This is a genomic window from Paenibacillus sp. AD87, from assembly GCF_001659845.1.
Taxonomy (GTDB): Bacteria; Bacillota; Bacilli; order Paenibacillales; family Paenibacillaceae; genus Paenibacillus; species Paenibacillus marchantiae.
Window position 1 is genome coordinate 496088 of the sequence record NZ_LXQN01000019.1, and the last position, 21211, is coordinate 517298.

Annotated in this window: 18 protein-coding genes; 13 read left to right on the plus strand and 5 right to left on the minus strand. The window is 44.6% G+C overall.

All coding sequences use genetic code 11. The annotated features are described in order from the left end of the window. Nucleotides 1–35 precede the first annotated feature (35 nt). From gpAD87_RS25935 to gpAD87_RS32325, 5 genes are all read right to left on the minus strand, one after another. The gene (locus gpAD87_RS25935; protein ID WP_082935356.1) at nt 36–3248 is read right to left on the minus strand and encodes a lantibiotic dehydratase; all 3213 of its coding nucleotides are present in this window, start codon (nt 3246–3248) and stop codon (nt 36–38) included. A 37-nt stretch (nt 3249–3285) separates the two neighbouring features. Continuing rightward, nucleotides 3286–4056 carry a hypothetical protein gene (locus gpAD87_RS25940; RefSeq protein ID WP_064641710.1) on the minus strand — a complete coding sequence of 257 codons (771 nt, stop codon included), beginning with the start codon at nt 4054–4056 and terminating at the stop codon, nt 3286–3288. A gap of 9 nt (nt 4057–4065) precedes the next feature. Further along, nucleotides 4066–4860: an ABC transporter permease gene (locus tag gpAD87_RS25945; protein WP_064641711.1), complete on the minus strand. Its 795-nt coding sequence runs from the start codon at nt 4858–4860 to the stop codon at nt 4066–4068. Further along, entirely contained in the window at nt 4857–5585 is a 729-nt protein-coding gene (locus tag gpAD87_RS25950; RefSeq protein WP_064641712.1) for an ABC transporter ATP-binding protein, read from the minus strand. The genes gpAD87_RS25945 and gpAD87_RS25950 overlap by 4 nt, the downstream gene beginning before the upstream one ends. A gap of 100 nt (nt 5586–5685) precedes the next feature. Further along, a complete protein-coding gene (locus gpAD87_RS32325) occupies nt 5686–5865 on the minus strand; it encodes an FDLD family class I lanthipeptide (protein ID WP_064641713.1) in 180 nt (59 codons plus the stop codon). 441 nt (nt 5866–6306) lie between these two features. On the opposite strand from gpAD87_RS32325, the gene gpAD87_RS25960 reads away from it, so the two are divergent. From gpAD87_RS25960 to gpAD87_RS26020, 13 genes are all read left to right on the plus strand, one after another. Beyond that, complete coding sequence (locus gpAD87_RS25960) at nt 6307–7017, plus strand: response regulator transcription factor (RefSeq protein ID WP_064641714.1); 711 nt, start codon at nt 6307–6309, stop codon at nt 7015–7017. Continuing rightward, nucleotides 7014–8519 carry a sensor histidine kinase gene (locus gpAD87_RS25965; RefSeq protein WP_064641715.1) on the plus strand — a complete coding sequence of 502 codons (1506 nt, stop codon included), beginning with the start codon at nt 7014–7016 and terminating at the stop codon, nt 8517–8519. The genes gpAD87_RS25960 and gpAD87_RS25965 overlap by 4 nt, the downstream gene beginning before the upstream one ends. 55 nt (nt 8520–8574) lie before the next feature. Next, the gene (locus gpAD87_RS25970) at nt 8575–9684 is read left to right on the plus strand and encodes a hypothetical protein (RefSeq protein WP_231952851.1); all 1110 of its coding nucleotides are present in this window, start codon (nt 8575–8577) and stop codon (nt 9682–9684) included. Nucleotides 9685–9813: 129 nt separating this feature from the next. Further along, nucleotides 9814–10722 carry a LysR family transcriptional regulator gene (locus gpAD87_RS25975; protein ID WP_064641717.1) on the plus strand — a complete coding sequence of 303 codons (909 nt, stop codon included), beginning with the start codon at nt 9814–9816 and terminating at the stop codon, nt 10720–10722. Between the two features lie 395 nt (nt 10723–11117). Beyond that, complete coding sequence (locus gpAD87_RS25980) at nt 11118–12290, plus strand: M20 family metallopeptidase (protein WP_231952854.1); 1173 nt, start codon at nt 11118–11120, stop codon at nt 12288–12290. Between the two features lie 4 nt (nt 12291–12294). Further along, nucleotides 12295–13719 (plus strand): YfcC family protein, encoded by a 1425-nt coding sequence (locus gpAD87_RS25985; protein ID WP_231952857.1) that lies wholly within the window; start codon nt 12295–12297, stop codon nt 13717–13719. 251 nt (nt 13720–13970) lie between these two features. Further along, on the plus strand, nt 13971–14858 hold the full coding sequence (trhO, locus tag gpAD87_RS25990; RefSeq protein ID WP_064641719.1) for an oxygen-dependent tRNA uridine(34) hydroxylase TrhO: 888 nt from the start codon (nt 13971–13973) through the stop codon (nt 14856–14858). Between the two features lie 22 nt (nt 14859–14880). Further along, nucleotides 14881–15519, plus strand: a complete 639-nt coding sequence (locus gpAD87_RS25995) for a helix-turn-helix transcriptional regulator (RefSeq protein ID WP_064642034.1) — start codon at nt 14881–14883, stop codon at nt 15517–15519. Nucleotides 15520–15709: 190 nt separating this feature from the next. Beyond that, nucleotides 15710–16615 carry an Rpn family recombination-promoting nuclease/putative transposase gene (locus gpAD87_RS26000; protein ID WP_064641720.1) on the plus strand — a complete coding sequence of 302 codons (906 nt, stop codon included), beginning with the start codon at nt 15710–15712 and terminating at the stop codon, nt 16613–16615. A 353-nt stretch (nt 16616–16968) separates the two neighbouring features. Continuing rightward, the gene (locus gpAD87_RS26005; RefSeq protein ID WP_064641721.1) at nt 16969–18018 is read left to right on the plus strand and encodes an ABC transporter substrate-binding protein; all 1050 of its coding nucleotides are present in this window, start codon (nt 16969–16971) and stop codon (nt 18016–18018) included. A gap of 150 nt (nt 18019–18168) precedes the next feature. Then, nucleotides 18169–19029 (plus strand): ABC transporter permease, encoded by an 861-nt coding sequence (locus tag gpAD87_RS26010; protein ID WP_064642035.1) that lies wholly within the window; start codon nt 18169–18171, stop codon nt 19027–19029. 2 nt (nt 19030–19031) lie between these two features. Then, nucleotides 19032–19826 carry an ABC transporter ATP-binding protein gene (locus tag gpAD87_RS26015; RefSeq protein ID WP_064641722.1) on the plus strand — a complete coding sequence of 265 codons (795 nt, stop codon included), beginning with the start codon at nt 19032–19034 and terminating at the stop codon, nt 19824–19826. Between the two features lie 140 nt (nt 19827–19966). Then, nucleotides 19967–21145: a winged helix-turn-helix domain-containing protein gene (locus tag gpAD87_RS26020; RefSeq protein ID WP_064641723.1), complete on the plus strand. Its 1179-nt coding sequence runs from the start codon at nt 19967–19969 to the stop codon at nt 21143–21145. Nucleotides 21146–21211: the final 66 nt, after the last annotated feature.

The following is a 21211-nucleotide window of genomic DNA, read 5'->3' on the forward strand; positions in this document are numbered from 1 at the left end:
ATTTTCCGTTTATGATTTTTTATTTACAAAAAACTTTATACCCTGCTCAAATTTTCTGTGCTTTTTCTTTTATGGTATTGTATCAAGCTGTTCATCGCGTGGCGTGTCAATATCATTATTTTCTGTTCCAGCTTTCGATCAATTCCAATTAGTCGATTCAAGTGCATGTGAACAATGCTAAACACGATGTCATCTTTGCTATTAGTCAATAGAACCTCCGAACGAAGTTGCTCCAGCTTTTGATAGTATGTTAAACTGCTATTTGCTCTTGATTCGAAAAGGGGCAATAATTCCTGTGAAAAATCCTCTGATGTAGCGGTTTGGAAAGTTTCCAAACCAAAAAAAGTATTAAGCATATCCATATATGTGTTGCGGATCTTGCGAAAATCTTGTAGGTAATCTTTAACATCAAACTGTTCATTTAAAGTTTCGAAACATTCAGTTTTGTTGTACCCTAGATGAGTAAAAAGATGAATTACACTAAGTACACCAATTTGTTCAATCTCAAACTCACGTCTCTCAAAACGGTTTAGACGAATTAATCCAGCTACCACATAGCTATCTTCGGAGAACAGAGATTCTGCTAGCTTCATTAACTCAGTTCCGCCATATCTTTCTATTTCAGGTTCATAAGTTTCTAATGTGAATTTAGTTATATAACCATCCTTAAACCACTCGTCACTCCATTTTTGAAATAACAGAGCGAATAGTTGAGATTTATCATTGGATTTGAACTTGAACCTTACCCTAACATGTGGATCAGGATCAGCGTAGCGTATAAAATAAGCTTGTTCTATTAAACCAATATCTTTAGCTTCGTTCACACATTTCTCCCAATAAAGAGCAAGGAATTCATTTTGTCTGCTATCCAATCCGTATAATTTTGCATAAAACCACTCATTGCCAGGAAGATAGATATCATTCCCTAAAACCCGTCTGTCAGATAGCTTTTTGAAAGGGAAAACGGGTGTGCTGCCTTTAATCGGCATAGCATCATCTAAAATGAGCGGAAACACAAATTCAGCAGCTAAACAACCATCACTACGATGGATAGGTGAATTTTCAAATTCAACGGCGTGTTCGATTAAATTTATATGTCGTGTTGTTTTAAAATTTTTTAATAATTCACTTAGATGTAGCGGATGATTCAAATCCAGCAAAATACGATGATCTGAATCAATTAAATAAACATATCTTGGAACATTCCATTCCCTCAAAAATGTTAAAACCCAATTCTTTAATTTATCTGCATTAATACTTTCTTTCAAATTACCATTAGGATAACGAAGATTCCATTTTGCAGGAGACAACACAATTTTCTTATATTGAATTCGCGGCATAAATGGAGCCTGCATTAAATACCCAAAGTCTGGGGCGGACCATTGATCAAATCTCATTAAGCCAACCTCCAGCAGGAATCTATAGATGTTTGGCGCATGATGATAATTGAACATATGACCTGCGGTTGGAATTACTTCTTTGTTTTGGGATATGGACCTAATATATAATCTTCCTTCTTTTACACCTACGACAAGATCAGACATGGCTAAGATTTGTTCGTTTGGAGTTATCGAACCATGACTAAGCGAAATTTCATGGTCACGGTAGTTCTTCGTAAGCATTACATTAGCAGATTTGCCCGAAGTGGGAATAAAAGATGTTTCCGCCCAAAGTGCATCAGGATACAAGTCCTTTTCTTTTTTTGAAATCAGTGTTAAATCTTTTTGGAGATTGGGTTCAAGGATATCCAAAAAACGACCGAAAGTTTTCCCCGCTCCGTTTGAACCGGGATTGGGCGCCAGCACCAGCTTGTACTCCCCATGATCAAGACTGTTTTGATCCATCGTGTGAAGGGAAAAATACAATTCCATAGATGGTAAAGGCGGCAGTTGGGAATCATTGAATCCTTCCAGTTGTTGTATAACGTTTTCATCCAAATCAACTGTATGTTGGCCTTTATGTATTGCAGATACCAACAGTTCCATAAATAATTGTTCCTGTTTCATTTTACCCTGAGAATCACTGCGCCTTAACGCATATGAATTCTTACGATTTTCAGGATAACGGTACGTTGCCGGAGCACCCAATCCAAGCTCATCATCAATTAATTCTAAAACGGGGATTTCTTTATGATCGCCATACCTTTCTAAAAAATCTTCTACATATTTTTTTAGGTGCTCTTCTGAATAGTGTGAAAGCATATTAAGGATGTATGCTGCCTCTTCCACGTCTTTGCGAATATGCTTATTGAGTCTGATAGACTGATCTGCAAGTGACAGATCCACTTGCATAGTGGGTGTCTCCATCGGAATTAGATCATTCGTCATTCTACTAAGTTGTTCAAAAGTCTCTATTCCTTCTCCAACAGGAGTTTCGTTATAAAACATTATTGTTTCGTGAATCTCATGTAATTGTTTTCCTATATCACTTACTCCTTGCAGCATATTCACAAGACTAAAAACATGGTAGAACGGATCTTTATCTACAGTGGACGGTCGTAGTTCAGTAACGAGGAACTCTCCCTTTATGAGTTGTTGCAAGTAATTAGTGATAATTTCGCGCTCTGTTCCTGGAAACTCCAGCTCTATTTGGTTTAATACCTTGGAAAACTTTCGGGGTGAAGATAAATAATTCATAATCCAGTCAAATACAATGGTTGCTTTAACAGAAATACTATCATTTGCTCCACTTTTCATTTTCCCATATCTTGTTAAGAAGGGTAGCTTAGCCCTATTACCTTGTTTATATATTAAAGCATTCGGATAAATAGTTAGTTGTTCCAATATCTGTGGATCGTTTTCGAGTTGTTCTACTAGTTTGAGAATCCATCCCATATCAGGTCGTGCTCTTTTACGATAATGAGATAGTCCCTTAATATCAAGTTGAGATTCGGATGAGAACCTACCAACAGTAATGCCTGAGAATAATCCAAAAGGTGTAGGTCTACTCATCATTCGGATTACATACTTCATTACGCTTGATACAACTTGTGTTTCAATCACATTAGGCTTACTTTTGAGTTCATCAATTTTAGAAAGTGATCTGTATAGGCTTGGGCTTGCAACAAGGATTGCTTCCCTGATCTCAGGTTTACGAGATAATTTCATCAAACTTTCCAGAGAATAACTAGCAACATTCTCTATAAGAGAATGTTGCTCAGGGAAACATGAAAAAAATTCATTGAAGGGTAAAACTGGAGTTCTCAACATAAAAAAATCCAATGTTTTATACGAATAACGTTTCATCATATTCTCCTCCCACTAGATGCCAGACATCAGACCCTTGTCATATTACTTTCCTTTGCCAACCCCAAAAACTGATTGCCCCAAAAAGAATGCTGGATCCAATTAAATATAGCCAAAAACTCACTGAGCCTCCTGAATGAAGAGAAAGCAAAATTGGACGAAAAGGGTCAAATAAAAAGACTAATTCTGTTGCTATATAGTGATAAAGCACAATAGATAATCCAAAAATAACGAGGAAGGCTATGATTGGTCTTGAGATAAACACACAAATGGCACTGCAGAACAGCAGTTTAGCAAGACAGGTGAGGAGAAAAACACCATAAAATTTGATCGTATACCATTCTGCTGATAACCTTCCTACTTCGCCTTTAAAACCGTAAAGTGTCGTTGTATCGCTGCTGGAAAAAAAGGTTTTTGATCCAATCATAGAAATAATGTAAACAATTCCGATCCCAACAACGGTCGTTGCAGCCAACGCTAACAATTTTCCCAGCCAAAGTTCAAACCTTCGGTATGGACGAAGTGCATACAATCTGTATGCGCCGGAATTCAATTCGCCACTTAACTGATCAATATAAATAATAGGTAGTAGTGCCGCCATCATTAATAATGACATTCCATCCATCATAAACCATGGAGCGTTAAGATTATTTAGCAAAATACTGCCTTCTCCAAAACGGAATACTCCCTTTTGTGATGAGCTTAAGCCCCAAATATTGAAAATAATAACAATTATAAAAGCAGAGAAAAGCATTATCTTAGACTTTTTCTTCCAATCTCGTTCCAATTCACTAATCCATATGCCTAGCATGTTTACCTCCTAATATAAGTAGTCACTTTTCACAAAGCGATGGTAGGCTCCCCACAGGAAAACAATAAGATGTGCAACGACAACGGATAATATAGCCACAATTACATTCGTATTTCCCTCTATAACTTCGTTTAAACCGGTATGTTGTAGAAAAGGTATCAAGGAATAGGTAATGCTGAGTTCTAATAGAGGAATGTCACTGAATAATGCAGCAAGTTGAATAACTGTGCCGTCCAGTAGCAATGATGCTAAAATGTAAAGCATACAGCCTCCGATAGCATATGTGACATTTTTGCTGTACATTGAAATAAAAATAAACAAACTGGATATCCCCAAGAGTGAAACAAATGCCCACGCGTAATATACAAAAGTGTAGCTAAGGGCCTCAAGGGAATAATTCAGCAAGCCATCTTCATTGAAATGAAAAAAATAACCAGTAACTACTAAAGAAATTGCAAACAAGATAAGCATCAGAACAATACAAACACAAATCAACAATACTTTGCTAAAAAAGATTTGTCTGCGGGTAAAATGACGAAGAAAAACATATCTCAACTGACCGCCTCTATATTCCTCCGTGAATATAGAAGCCGCAAATACAGACATAATGATATCAACGGGAAAATACAAATTATTTCGTAAACCTGTAAGAACAAAAAGCTGAGATAGCGTGTCGTGATCAACTTGAAGTGATTCGAAAAAACTGGCTGTCATATAAGCAAGACCAGGGATAGCCAAAACCAATAGCCATGTCCAACGTTTGGACCAAAGTCGTTCCCACTCACTATTGAATAACGTAATCATGCTCTCATTAACTCCACGAAAGCATCTTCTAACCTTTCGCCATCACGGATCAGTTCGGCCGTTGCCCCTTTCCAAATAACCTTTCCACTTTTTATAATTATTAATTCATCACACATCTGCTGAAGCTCATCCAGCAAATGGCTTGAGATAAAAAAAGCGTAGTTAAATTCGTTTCTCAAACTAAGGATGATATCTCTTAAAGCTCTCATCCCCATGGGATCAAGACCGTTGGAGGGCTCATCCAAAAGCAGAAGTTTCGGGTTTCCTAGCAGTGCCTGAGCAATTCCCAAACGTTGCTTCATTCCAAGCGAGTAACCCTTAACTCGATCATTTCCTCTATCTCCCAACCCTACCCTTTCAAGCAACTCTTGAATATGATTTTCCCTATCAGATTTAGGCAGATCAGGGTGCAGTCGTGCCAAATTGCGCAATACTTGCCTGCCTGTCATATATTCGAAAAAAATGGGCGATTCTATAATTGCTCCCACCTGTGCCAAAGCATTTTTCCGGTTTTTGTTGATATCGTATGAATCTATCTTTACATGGCCATTACTTGGATGCATCAATCCTGTCATCATACGCATCATCGTAGTTTTACCTGCCCCATTCGGACCAATAAAACCATAAATTTTCCCTTTTTCCAAATTGAACGAGGTTTCTTGAATGATCTCACGTTTGCCTATCACTTTAGTTAGATTATTCACTTCCATAACAATATCAGGCATTATAACCCTCCTTCTAATAGAAATGTTGTTCAAAATAACAAGAAGAGACTTATTCAGTCTCTTCAAGTAGTTAAAACAAAAAAATATAATTGTGAAAAAATTAACAAAGAGCTCCAATATTAGAGAAACATTTCACTCCTGCAGTAGGTGCGCAAGTATTGGCAGTTCTTGTTTGCTCTCCGCAACCACCAGTGCAGTTCCAAATACTTAAAGCTTGTGGCTGAACTGTACCTTCTGATTTTTTAATTTGTACATCAAGATCAAAAATTCCTTTTTCCATTTTCATTACACTCCTCTAATTTTTTATAAAATTGAATTATGTAAGAATCTAGGTGTCAACTGTATGAAATAATATAAAAAGATCGTCACCTTTTCATATTTTCCATAAAAATAAAAAAATACATAAATTAATATAACATATCAAAAAAAGAAGGTAAAGAATATAATTCCAAATAATGAATTTAAATCAAATTTTATATATCCCTTTTGGAAAACAAATAGGAAATCAATGTATTTATTCTGCATCTAATACAATAATGTAATTATAATAAATATATATTCTTATAATCAAATATTTTACATATTTTAATTCTGAAAATCTAGTATCATAGTAAGTTCCTTTTTAGCAGGAACGATTGATAAAGTTGGCGAATCCGTCACTCCTTGTTAACATAGATCCAAAGAATACGATAACTCATGACATATATAGAGGATGATTCCGATGAATAAAAAAGTGCTGGTCGTGGATGATGAGTCAAGTATCGTCAGTGCCATTGCTTACGCGCTGCGGCGCGAAGGATATGAAGTAGAGACAGCAAATGATGGCGAAGAAGCGCTGGTGAAGGTAGCTTCATTTCATCCGCAGGTCATGATTCTGGACGTCATGATGCCCAAGCTGGACGGATACGGCGTATGCCGCAGGCTGGAGGACCGGGAGGATATCGGCATTATTATGCTCACCGTCAAAAATGACATCGTGGATAAGATCGTAGGCCTGGAAATGGGCGCGGATGATTATATGACCAAACCGTTTGAGATCCGCGAACTGCTCGCCCGGGTAAAGGCACTGATGCGCCGCGTGGAGAAAAGCAGTCCACCATCTGATGATTCCAAGAATCAGGCTATCGTCAATGGAACGCTACGTATCCATATCGCTCACCGCACCGTGACGGTGAATGAGGAGAAGCTGGATTTGACGCCAAAAGAGTTCGACTTGCTGACCATTCTGATGTCCAACCCCGAGCGGGTATACACGCGGGATGATCTGCTGGACCGGGTGTGGGGCATGGAATATGCCGGGGGCACACGCACGGTGGATATTCATATTCAGCGACTGCGCAAAAAAATCGGCGATACCGATCAGCAAAAATTGCAGACGGTATACGGCATTGGCTATAAGGCATCAGCCCCTGAACCGGGCGGCTCGGTATGAGAGTCAGCATCAAGCTTAAGTTCAGCGTTTTTCTAGCTGCATTGCTAATCCTGACCGTCGTTGTGCTCAGCTCCTTGGTATTGCGAGGTATTGAGCGCAACCAGCAGACGCAGATCGAGACCATTCTATCCCAGCAGACCCGTCTGGTGAATCTGAATGTGCGGCAGTCGTACTATACCGAGTCCGTTCGTTTGGAGCAGGAGGTTTTTTTACAGCAAAATGGGCGCAGGCTGGCGCAGGAACTTGCAAACTCCACAGGTCTGCCAATCGCGCTCTATAATATGAAGGGACAGCAGGTTGGTTCATCGATCATGTCTGAGGAAAGTGCAGATATCACAGCGACGCTGAACTATGCGCTGCAAAATAAAATTGCTTACCACGAACAGGGGGATACTCTGTTATATGTGGCACCACTGGACGGACCGGATGGACAGATGGGTGCTGTGCGCATGCAGTATCCGGTTCAGAGCTATCATGAATTCTATGCCCGTATCCTTCAGTTGTTTATGTGGGCGGGAATTGCGGTTGTTGGACTAAGCTTCATTCTGGGATATCTCTTCTACAATCGTTTTGCCGTTGCCATAACCCGCTTGAAGAAGTCTGCCGATTCCATCCGCGAAGGGCATTATATTACTGAATCACCTGTGAAACGCAAGGATGAATTAGGTGAGCTGGGACAGGGCATTTATTATATGAGCACATCGATTCAGCAAAATATTGAAGCCATGCATGCGGAACAGCATAAGCTTCAGCTCGCCATCGAGAAGCTGCAGGCCTTGGAGCAGCAGCAGAAACAATATATCGGTAACATCAGTCATGAGTTCAAGACGCCACTGACGTCGATTAAGGCATATGTGGAGCTGCTGGACATGTATAAGGATGATCCACAATTGCTGGATGATGCCACGAGCAATATTGGCAAGGAAACGGAGCGGTTGTACGAGATGGTTGAGAAGGTATTACATTTATCTGCCCTGGAGAAATATGATTTTGAGAATCAGGCAGAAGACGTGGAGGTTCGTGCTCTGCTGGAGGATGCCTGTGGCCGGATGCGGGGCAAAGCCGAGAAGTTTGCGCTGAACATGGAGCTGGCGTTACTGCCTGCGGTGATCCGCAGCGATCGGGAGAGCCTGATGCATATTTTCATCAATCTGTTAGATAATGCGATCAAATATAATGTGCCGGGAGGTGTCATCCGGGTAAGCAATGAACTGCGAATGCAGGAGCGACAAGCGGTTATTCGCATCTTCAACTCGGGTACGCCCATTCCGGACGAGGCACGCGAGAAAATCTTTGAACCCTTTTACACCGTCAATAAAGACAGGGCCAGAAAAACCGGGGGAACCGGGCTGGGACTATCACTCGTCAAGCAATTTGTAGAGAAGCAGGGCGGCACAATCACATTGTTGCCGAGCGATCCGAAGCATGGGGAAGGAACGACGTTCCAGCTGGTTTTCCCTCTGGCCCATTCAAGTTTACAAGTTGGAAACAAGTCTGAATAACTTTGGAAGTATGCGATGTGTATGCTTGGTCTATAGAAAGTACTCAGGAGGGACCATGATGAATTGGAAACAGGCGGCTATGGGCACGCTCGGGGCAATCGTCCTATTATCGGCAACAGCATGTGGGGGAACAACGAAACCAGGAGATAATACACAGAACGGGAAATCCGGAACGGATATTACGGTCAAAGACAATACAAATACGTCGGTATACCAGAGCTTTAAGTTGGAGAAAATCGATAAACTGTCGAATATGCGCGGAGTAGCGTGGCTAAGCAATGACTGGATTTTGTCGGATAAAGTAAACGATTCCATGAAGCCTGTCACTGTTGAGGGTGAGACACGTTACCCGCATAACTTATACATGTACGATCTTACGAAGGGCACAGATACACCCGTGAAGGAAAGTGAAGTGAGTCTGGGTTCACCGCTCGTGTCCCCGGATAGTCAGTATATTTTCTACAGAGAACCAGAGGAATCGACAGGCAAAGGTTTCATTCTGAACCTGCACAACGGGGAAGCGGTACCTGCAGGCAATGACGATGGATTTGTCTTTGAAGGCGCATGGCTGGATAAGGAGCATGTCGTTTTTCCAAACATGAATGGGGATATCATATCAGCAAGTGTGGATGGAACGACCAAAGCGCTGGTCAAGACGGGAAACTTCAATGTAAGCAGTGTCAGTGTTTCGGGAAATGTAATTTACTACATCACAGGCACGGACGGACAGTTGAATAGCTACGATACGAAGACCGGTGAAGTGAAGCAGGTGTTGAAAAGTGTTGAGAGGGTAATCCCGTCCAACGATGGCTCAAAACTGGCGATTGTGAAAAAAACAGCCGATACCAAACGGGCGCTGGTGCTAACCGATCTGGAAGGGAATGAAAAAGCCACGCTTGCCAGAGGCACGCAGATCTTTGGCACGAGCTGGTCTGGTGACGATTCCAAGATCGCCTACACAATCAATTCGGAAAGTGACGATGAAAAAGGGCTGTTCGTCTCTAATACGGAATCGGCGGAGCAGTTCCAGATCTCGGCCGAAATGGATAACGCATCTGATCCACTGAGCTGGAGTCCGGAAGGCAACCGAATTTTGCTATCACAGGCAGTGCAGGAAAATGAATCATACCACTTTGTCACCTCGGTCATTACGATCTCGCAGTAAATCATCATCGAAGAAGAAGTAAATTAGCAGAGCGGGCCTGACTCATATCGAGTTGGGCTTTTTCTGTACCTTTAACGCTGGTTTTCTGGGTTATACTGAAGAGACGAGAAGTGAAGGGGGAACATGATCATGGATGAAAAGGACTGCCGTCTGCTGCTGAGCGTTTCCGAAGAAAGTAGTCTGACCAAGGCTGCGGAGCGCATGTTTATGACCCAGCCGGCTTTGACATACCGTTTGCAGCAATTGGAGAAGGAATTTGGCGTGCCACTTATCGATAAAACGTTAAAAGGTGCCAGATTTACTCCCGAAGGAGAGCATCTCGCGATCTATGCCCGTAAAATGCTCAATGAGCTTAACCAGGTCAAGGAACTGCTGTCGAACATTTGGAATGAGGTTAAGGGAACGCTGCGTCTCGGGATTGCCAATCATTATTCGTTGTACAAGCTTCCTCCCTTGTTAAAGCAGTTCAAGGAGCTGTACCCGGAGGTTCAGTTTGCTGTGACCTGTGCTCTGAGTGTGGAGGTTATGGAACTGTTGATGCGGGATGAAATTCAAGTGGGTGTCATACGGGGGGAGCATCCATGGTATGAGGGGAAACATCTGCTGCACGATGAACCGGTCTGCATTGTATCCCGTGAACCCATCAACCTGGATGAACTTCCCGAGCTTCCGCAAATTGCATTTCAGGAGCCCTTGACGAAAACGGGTGGAACTCCTGTGAGTCCTTTCCGAGAGGGAGTAGCGGCCTGGTGGTATGAGCGCTATGAATGTTCACCAACTGTAGCGATGCGTGTGGACAGCTATGAGACATGCAAGGAAATGGTGCGTTACGGGCTTGGTTATGCCATTATTCCGGGTATTTTCGTATCTGCTTCGGATGGCCTTCATCAGCAAGAACTGATTCGACAGAATGGACAGGGAGTGCGGCGTAATACGTGGTTGGTGTATAAGGAAAGTGTGTTGCAGCAGGCAACGGTGGGTCGCTTTGTTGACTTGATGAAAACGGCTGGAACACAGCATGTTGTGGACGGAAACTAGATACAGACATAGCCGAATAGATGCATTTCTTTATGCATAATTATCCGATGTTTTATTATCAAATAAGGAATTTTATTGCTATTTGGCAGTGTCATTTTTATAGGGAGTACCCATTCGAAGGATGTACATAAGATTAAAATGTATACCGATGCCGTCTTGGCTAATATGAAAAATAACCAGTAATATACTGACATCTAATGATATCCATATGTTATTGTCTAGCGAGTCCATAAAATTTTTTATGGGCTATTCCTTAATTTTTTTGAATTTACTTCTGGCTTGGTCACACATACAATATATCCAATCTGATTGTATATTTATTCGATTGAATTGAATATAGAAATGCTGTATTTGGAGAAAGGCGGCAAAACAATATGTATCCTGACCCAGCTCATATGAAGCAAAAAATCAAAGAAACCGTAGATCGGCTGGACCCTGACTTGCGGAAATTATCCCTGCGCATTCACGCTAACCCTGAACTTAGCTTTCAGGAAGTCCAAGCACAACAATGGTTAACCGAACCGCTGGAAGCGGCCGGATTTCAGGTGGAAAAAGGCATTTCAGGCCTCGATACCTCGTTCCGTGCTGTATGGGAAGGCCAGCCAGGTGGACCCACGATTGCACTGCTCGCTGAATATGATGCGCTGCCCCGCATCGGACACGCCTGCGGACACAATCTGATCGGAACCTCTGCTGTAGGTGCAGCACTGGCACTCAAGGAATCTTGCCCTGATCTTCCGGGACGGATCGTCGTTCTTGGCACACCGGCTGAAGAAGAGGGCGGCGGAAAAATCATTATGGTGAACGATGGCGTATTCAATGAGATTGATGCCGTCATGATGTGTCACCCGCAGCAAAAAACGATGGTACTGAGAGGTGCGCTGGCCTGTGTGGACGCAACCTTTACGTTCCACGGCAAACAGGCACATGCTGCCTCGTCTCCTGAGAAGGGCATTAGTGCATTGGATGCCTTGGTCAACGCGTACGCGGGAATAAATTCACTGCGTCCTTATTTGAAGGATGACGTTCGGGTGAACGGGATCATCACCAAGGGTGGAGATGCGCCCAACGTGGTGCCTGAGCTGGCTGAAGCCGTATATATCATTCGGGCGAAGACCGTCGAAGAGCTAAAAATCGTCATGGACAAAGTATATCGCGTCGTGCGCCATGCTGCGGAAGGTGTTGGGGCTACGGTAGATATTACGGAAGGCCTGATCTATGCCGAGCGGAATAACAACAAGACTCTGGCGGGTCTGTTCCAGCAGAACTTGGAGGATATGGGCATTGAAGTGCATGATCCACCGCAAACGGGCGGCGTCGGTTCTTCGGATATCGGTAACGTAAGCCAGATTACAGCCGCAATTCATCCGTATATTCGGTTAGGAGATGCGACAACACACACACCTGAATTTGCCCGGCTTGCCGGAGCAGAGGAAGGCATGATTGAGCTAAACCGTGCGGCGAAGGCACTTGCACTGACGGCGTTCGATTTGTACGCAGACAAGGCAGCATTGCAGCAGGTACGTGATGAATTTGAAGTATGGAAACAACAGAAGGACGAGGGATGATGAATTGGAAAACATAACAAAACAACCACAACAACGGCGCAAATGGTTTAAGATGCCTCACACCTTCGTCATCTTGTTTATTCTGGTGCTGGTAGCTACCGTGCTGACCTACATTATTCCTGCAGGGGAATTTGATCGGGTTAAGGATGAGGCGACAGGCAAATCCTTGCTCGTTCCGGGTTCATACCATCATGTAGAGTCCAATCCAACGGGATTATGGGATATTCCCAAGTCTATCGTTCGCGGACTGGTTGATTCTGCGGACGTTGTATTCTTTATTTTCATCATCGGCGGAGCATTTCAGATCATTACGAGTACGGGAACGATTGAAGCTCTTACAGGCCGGGTAGCCCGTTCGTTCGCCAACAAGGGATTATGGGTCATTCCGGTATTCATCACCTTGTTCTCAGTTGGTGGATTTACGATGGGCATGTCCACAGAGGTTATGGTCTTTGTACCGATCGGGATCGCGATTGCGCGTGCGCTAGGGTATGACGCTCTAACGGGTACGGCGATGATCTCGCTAGGGGCCTCCTGTGGTTTTACCGCTGGACTGCTTAATCCGTTCAACGTGGGACTGGCTCAGGCGATTGCAGAAGTCCCGATTTTTTCAGGCATGTGGCTGCGTGCGATCATCCTGGTGTGTCTCATCTCCGTGACAAGTATCTATATTATGCGGTACGCGTCCAGAGTGAAGTCTGATCCAACACGTGGTTTGGTGCATGAGCTGGAACAGGAGCAGGCAGCAGATACACCTGCGGTGGACCTGAACAAACTGCCAACGATTCGCATCACACATATTCTGACTATCATTACAATTGTAGCTGGCTTTGTCCTGTTAATCTGGGGTGTTTCCAAAGAAGGCTGGTGGATGGAAGAACTGGCGGCTCTCTTCCTGAGCATGGGCGTGATCGCGGGTCTTGTCTCTGGGTTCGGTCCTAGTCGAATTGCAAGTGAATTCGTCAAAGGTGCAAGTGGCATCGCTTATGGTGCCTTTATCATCGGTCTGGCAAGAGGCATCATGGTTGTCCTCGATCAGGGTAACGTGATTGACTCCGTAGTATACGGAATGTCTACAGCGGTTGGCGAATTGCCGTCCTCCGTGCAGGTATTGGGTATGTATTTCTTCCAAAATATCATGAACGTGTTCATCACGTCGGGTACAGGTATGGCCGTGACTACGATGCCGATTATGGTTCCATTATCGGATCTGCTCGGGGTTACCCGTCAGACTGCTGTACTGGCTTTCCAGTTCGGAGACGGATTCACCAACATGATTTTGCCAACGTCTTCAGCCTTAATGGGTAGTCTCGCGGTATCCGGCATTCCGTATCAGAAATGGGTTAGATTCTTCTGGCCGCTGATGGTCATGTGGATCGCTATGGGTATTGTATTTATGCTTATCGCGAATGCCATTCAGTATTCTTAATCATTCAATTAAGATAAGTAACGAAAAATGTATTCCATAACTTACATTCCTTTCTATACATTTATATTGACTAAGCTATTCCGCTTCCGATAAACTAGAATGCAGGAATAAAAGTCGAATGTTCAAAGCAGCAGTTCGAGACATTGTTTCGGACGGCTGTTTCTTTTCTTTTTAATAAGCAAGGTTGCAACGTTGTAGTCTTGTCGGATGATCCGGCCAATAACAACATGGAATAGGAACAGGTGATACACATGTGTAACAGCGCGTACCGCGTGCTTTTATATTATAAGTTCGTGAAGATTGAAGACCCTGAAACGTTTACGCAAGAGCATCTGCAATACTGTAAGGACCTGGGTGTAAAAGGACGTATTCTAATTGCCTCGGAAGGCATTAACGGTACCGTATCCGGTACACCAGAGCAAACCGAGCAGTACATGAAGGATATGCATGCCAACCCGCTGTTCAGCGATATGGTATTCAAGATTGATGATGTCGAAGAGCATGCGTTCAAAAAAATATTTGTTCGTCACAAAGCTGAGCTGGTTACGTTCCGTGTGGACGAAGACTTGGACCCGAACGAAATTAGCGGTAAACGGTTGTCCCCGAAAGAATTTTACGAGCATCTTCAACAGGAGGATGTCATTGTAATTGATGGCCGCAATGACTACGAGTACGAGATTGGTCATTTTCGAGGTGCGATTCGTCCGGACGTTGAGTCGTTCCGCGAGTTTCCGGAATGGATTCGGGATAACCTGGGCGACATGAAGGACAAAAAGATCATTACTTACTGTACTGGCGGTATCCGTTGTGAAAAGCTGACCGGGTTCATGATTAAGGAAGGTTTCCAGGACGTGGCTCAACTTGATGGCGGAATCGTGACCTATGGCAAGGATGATGAGGTACAAGGTCGTTTGTTTGATGGGAAATGTTATGTTTTTGACGAGCGTATTTCCGTGCCGATTAACCGGACGGATGAAGATATCGTGATTGCCAGCTGTTATCACTGTGGAACGACGCATGACCGTTATATTAACTGTCCAACCTGCAACCTGCAGCATGTAAGCTGTGAGGATTGCGAAGAGACGCATAACCGCTTTTGCTCGGATGCCTGCCGGGAGGCAGCACCGGTAACCGCATAAGCAGGGAGAGCAGGTGCTGATCGTGAAGCGCGAAGAGGAACGAACGACGCGTGAACGGATTTTGTTCATGCTGAAGCAGCAAGGCACAATGACCGCAAGGGAAATGACAGCTGAGCTTGGTCTGACCGGCATGGCGATTCGCCGTCACCTCACGGCACTGGAGCAGGAGGGATGGATTGAGGTTCGGGAAGCTAGAGCTACAGCTGGACGTCCCTCCGCCGTATACCATCTGACGGTACGCGGGGATAGCTTTTTCCCAAAATCATATTCATCACTGACACTGGAACTGCTGGAGGAACTGTCGGATTCAGCGGGCAGCGGTGTCGTGGATGCATTGTTCGAGAGCCGCCGGGACAAGCTGCTTCGCAGCGGACAGCCACAGATGCAAGGTCAGGATCTGGCCGGACGTGTCGAGGAACTCGCGCGCATTCAGAATGCAAACGGATATATGGCCGATACCTCCAAGGAAGAGGATGGCACCTATGTGCTTACCGAGCTGAACTGCCCTATTGTGCAGGTAGCCAGTGTCTATAAACAGGCTTGCCGATGTGAACTGGAACTGTTCCGTTCATTGCTGCAGGCTGATGTGGAGCGCACCGAATGTTATGCAGACGGTGGCAAAAAATGCACGTACCAGATTCGCGAGGCGGCTGGGAATTAGCATGTATGGAGATTGTTTCGATCACTCGGAACAGTCTCTTTTTTTGTTTGGAAAATGACGTAAAAACGTTATGCTAATATAGAGATGCGTGCTACAATAGGGCTAACATCTAGTGTATGTTCGCATCCTTATATTTGCTAATACTTCAGCAGATATATCCTGTTCATTTTTTATGTAGGAGTGAATAATGATGACAGAGTTGCTTGATCCCAAGAACGATTATGTGTTCAAACGAATTTTTGGAAGTGAAGAGAATAAGGATGTGCTTCTGGCTTTTCTAAATCACACCTTTAAAAATGCAGGCGAATCCTTACTGACTGACATTTTGTTGATCAACCCTTATCTGGACAAGGACACTCCGAGAGATAAACAGTCCATTCTGGACATACGGGCCAAAACAGATCAAGGCGAGCTAATTAATGTTGAAATGCAGTTGTTTAATCAGTATGATTTAGAGAAGAGGACTTTGTTCTATTGGGGTAAACAATACTCCGGACAATTACTTGAGGGACAGAGATATAGTCAACTCAAAAAATGTGTTGCGATCAACATTGTTAATTTCAAAATGCTCGCTAATGACCAGTACCACAACGTATTTCATTTAAGAGAAGACCATACCGATATTCCGTTGACGGATGTTATAGAGATTCATTTTATGGAAATACCTAAGCTGAATGATGAAAATATTCAAATGAAGAATGGATTGGTGCGCTGGCTGTTATTTCTGAAAGGAATGACTAGATCAAGCTGGGAGGAGTTATTGATGCACGAACCGGAACCGGCGTTGAAAAAAGCCATGAGTGTATTGGAGTTTCTGAGCCAGGATGAGCAAGCACGTCAACAATATATCGACCGTCAGAAATTTCTATGGGATGAAGTTTCCATGATTGAGGGCGCACGAGAAGAAGGTCTCAAGAAAGGCTTGGAGGAAGGCATCCAAAAAGGAATCGAAGAAGGCATCAAAGAAGGAGAAGCAGAGAGTAAACGTAAAATCGCAATCAATATGCTCGCTTTGGGGCTTAATCAAGATACCATTATCAAAGCTACCGGGCTAACATTATCTGAACTAGAAGAATTGAAAAAAGAAAAAGAATGATGTGTATTTTCTCTTCACCCAGTTGTATATCCTTTCTTAGCAGAGGCCTTATTGCAAAATTGCAGAGGCCTTTTTTTGTTTTATGTAATGTTATCTCTCACGTATCTGCAATGAAACCAAATTGGAAGCGGTTCAACCATTGACGGGAAACAGGTCGCACCTTAATATTAGGGAAACAATAAAATACCAACACGAGTCATGGACTTCAGTCGCATGAGAAAAGTCTATATTTGTCTGCTTTTGTCGGTCAAAGCAACAATGCGTTGAAGCGTTCGTTTTGTCCCGCCCTATCGTGTCACTTGGATAACGATGAGGGCATCAACATTTTAGAAGATGGAGAGGGGTTCTCACACATGAAAAAGAAATGGTTAATGTCTCTGATGATGGTTGCATCTATGATTGTAGCGGCAGGTTGCGGAAATAACAGCGGCGGTAGCACAACGACCGAGGGATCGGGCAGTACAACAGATGAAGGTACGGCAGAAAAATCGTATCGCATCGCGATCTCACAAATCGTCGAGCATCCATCGCTGGATGCCACACGTGAAGGATTCATTGCAGCGCTGAAGGATGCTGGCCTTGAAGAGAACAAGAACTTGACGATTGACTACAATAACGCGCAAGGCGATTCAACGAACAACCTGTCCATTGCCCAGAAGATTGCCGGTGATTCCAAAAATGATCTGGTCCTTGGGATTGCAACGCCATCCGCACTGGCCCTGGCTCAACAAGTAAAGGACAAGCCATTGCTGTTCGCAGCGGTGACGGACCCGCTGGGTGCCAAACTGGTGAGTGACATGGACAAGCCAGGTGGTAACGTAACAGGTGCATCGGATACGAACCCGGAGGCGATCGTGCAATTGGCTGATTTTATCGCCAAATATTTGCCGGATGTGAAGACGGTAGGTCTGGTTATTAACGAGGGCGAACCGAATGCGGTGGTGATGGCGAACAATGCGGAAAAAGCGCTGGCAACACATAATATCAAGCTGGTCAAAGCACCAGTTACGAACACATCCGAAGTAAAACAGGCGGCCGATTCTCTGGTTGGCAAAGTGGATGCCTTCTATATCACGCTGGATAACTCGGTAGTTAGCGCAGTGGATACAATCATCCAGACAGCGAATAAAAATAAAATTCCGTTCTTCTCCAGTGACCGGGATACCGTGGAAAAAGGGGCTTTCGCAACCGTTGGCTTCAAATACTACGATCACGGATACCAAGTGGGTGAAATGGCTGCGGACATTTTGAAAAATGGTACGAAACCGGGCGGCATGAAAGTCACCGTGCCGGACAAGCTGGATCTGATTCTGAACCTGAAAGCGGCTGAAGCTCAAGGCATCACTGTTACCGATGAGATGAAGGCAGAAGTGAAGGATCAGGATAACAACATTATTCAATAATCTGACCGGAGATCCTCCGGCAGTACGGATGCGAGGCGGACGTGCAGGCGGGTTCGCCTCATTCTTTTCGATAGACAGGGAGGAAGCAATGTGAATTTGACTTGGGGTTCAATTGAAGGGGCAATCGAGCTTGGATTGTTGTATGCACTGATGGCATTGGGTGTATATATTACATTCCGCATACTGGACTTCCCCGATCTCACCGTAGACGGAAGTTTTACAACTGGAGGCGCAATCGCGGCGGTCATGATATCCAACGACTTCTCTCCTTGGCTCGCTTGCTTGGCAGCAATGGCTGGAGGAATGGTGGCTGGCGCCTGTACAGGTCTGCTGCACACCAAAGGCAAAATTAACGGGCTGTTATCCGGTATTCTGATGATGATTGCCTTGTATTCGATTAATATGCGTATTCTAGGCGCACCGAACAAATCCATTATGGGCATGGACAACCCTTTCTCGGGTGAACATGTCATGATCATTATTATCGTAGTTGTGCTGGTATTCAAAATCATGCTGGATCTGTTTATGAAAACAGATATTGGACTGGCACTGCGAGCCACAGGTGACAACAAACGCATGATTCGCAGCTTTGGCGCGAATACGGATGTGACCACTATTGTTGGTGTCAGTTTGTCCAACGGACTTGTTGCGCTGTCTGGAGCCTTTATTGCACAGCAATCCGGTTTTGCAGACATTACGATGGGCATCGGGATGATCGTCATCGGACTGGCCTCCGTTATTATCGGGGAAGCAATTCTTGGTGCAAGAACTGTTTTCTGGGCCACACTTGCGGCCGTGGTCGGTTCAATTATTTACCGGATTGTGGTTGCGATCGCACTCCAGGTCGAATGGTTCGACACATCCGATCTGAAGCTGATCACAGCGGTAATCGTTATTATCGCACTTGTTTTCCCAACCATGCAGCGCTCCATGAAGCAGAAAAGTCTGGCTCGCAAACGAACCGAAGAGCTTATGGGCTCGTCGAGCCAACAGGCGAAGGGAGGCATGTGATTATGCTTGAGATTACACAAGTGACCAAACTGTTTAATCCTGGAACGACGGACGAGAAGACTGCACTGGTTGGCGTAAACCTGACGATGAATCCGGGAGATTTTGTGACCGTGATTGGCAGTAATGGCGCGGGAAAATCAACGTTGATGAACATTATCTCAGGCGTCATGAAGCCCGACATGGGCGATGTGCTGATCAAAGATCGTTCCATCAAAAGCCTGCCTGAGCATAAGCGCAGCAGTTGGATTGGCCGTGTGTTCCAGGATCCGATGGCGGGTACAGCACCACATATGTCCATTGAGGAAAACATGGCGATGGCGTACAAACGAGGCAAGGGGCGCGGATTGGGCTTTGGAGTTACCCGGGCCAGACGAGAGATTTTCAACGCCCAGTTGGAGAAGCTCGGTATTGGGCTCGACAAACGTCCCAATGCCAAAGTGGGCCTTCTGTCCGGCGGTGAACGCCAGGCGCTCAGCCTGCTGATGGCAACATTCACCCAGCCGCAAATTTTGCTGCTGGACGAGCATACGGCTGCGCTTGATCCTTCTCGTGCGGAGCTGATCACAGAGCTGACAGAGACGCTTGTACGTGAGATGAGACTCACAACGTTGATGGTTACACATAATATGGAGCAGGCCATACGTTTGGGCAATCGTCTAATTATGATGGACAAAGGCCGAATTATTTTGGACGTTAGTGAAGAGCGTAAGCGCACGCTGACCGTACCTGAGTTATTGGGTGAGTTTGAACGTATCAGTGGTAAAAAAATGGCTGATGATCGCGTGGTGCTGGGTTAAATCCAAGGAGAACCTTGCGATCACCGAAGAGAGCCAGTACATCTCATTACAAAAACCTTTTGCGTTCTCGCAAAGGGTTTTTGTGGTATGTTGAACAGAATAAGGACCACAATTAGTAAGCATACATAGGAGGGCAGAGCATGTCGTTACAATTCGATGAAGGAACATACACGGTAACCCAGCGTACCGATTCCATCCGCCTGTTAGCGAAGGAATTTGCGCTGCTGCATTTTTTGTATGAGAACAAGGAAAAAGCCTTTACTCGCAGCCAACTGCTGGACCGGGTATGGCCCCTAGAATATCCGGTTGAACGCACCGTGGACGACCATGTGTATCGACTGCGCAAGAAACTGAAACGATGGGAAGAAATTGCACTGGAGACCGTGCGTGGTTATGGTTACCGGCTTATCATCCGATCGAATATGGCGATATTGCCCTCTAACCCTTCCGCCCAAGATCAGGAGATGCGAGAAGTGATTCATGGATTGTTCCGCAAATATCATCTGTATGGGCAGGGGAAGTCGATGCTCACGCTGCTGGATCAGCAAGAAGCGCTGGGCATTGAGATTGATCCATTTTATCAGCTGTATATCCACTTTATTCAGGGAGATCTGGAATGGTTGATTACAACGACGGAAATTCCCTTCGAGGAACGTTTGTATTGGCTGCTAATTTTTACACATACCCTGATTGAACCATCGGAGAGTTTGCCATTGTACGAAAAGGCTCTGAATTCATCCGCACTGTCTGCCGATCAGCTTCGTGAACTTCGTATTCTGAACATTGTTGAAGTCTACGCAGAGGTGGGCCAGTATGAACGAGCCAAGGCTCGACTCATTGAAACGTATCACGTGATGGAGAAAGATGAACTGGTTCATTTCAGACTTCCGGTAAAGCTCTCAGCGTTGTATGTGGAACTGTGGGGTGGCAGCGGCGAAGCGGTAGAGGATCAGATGTCTGCTCTGCGTTCCGGGTTGAAAGATGCGCCATACTTGCGGGAAATCGGACGCTTTCAAGTTATGGAAGGCCTATGGTTGCTTAGACAAGGGAGAATCCGAGAGGCAGAGCCTAGAATGGACGATGGTCTGGACGTATTGAAAATGACATTGAACGCACCGCTATATCTCAATTCGGCTTACCAAATATTGTTGTTCATGGCACACCACCGGATAGAGGGGCGTCTTCGCACTAAATACCGTCAAATTTATGCGGATATCTCCAAAAGTTACGGCGTGCCTATTTATGGACAGCAAATTGTGGATGAAATCCGCACATTTTTATCCCCGTTTGCTCCATCCTCTGATCTTCCTCTGATTTAACACCCTTATGATTACAGCCAAGGAACATATAAGCCAGCAACAAGGCTGTAATCAGGGGAGGAAGTA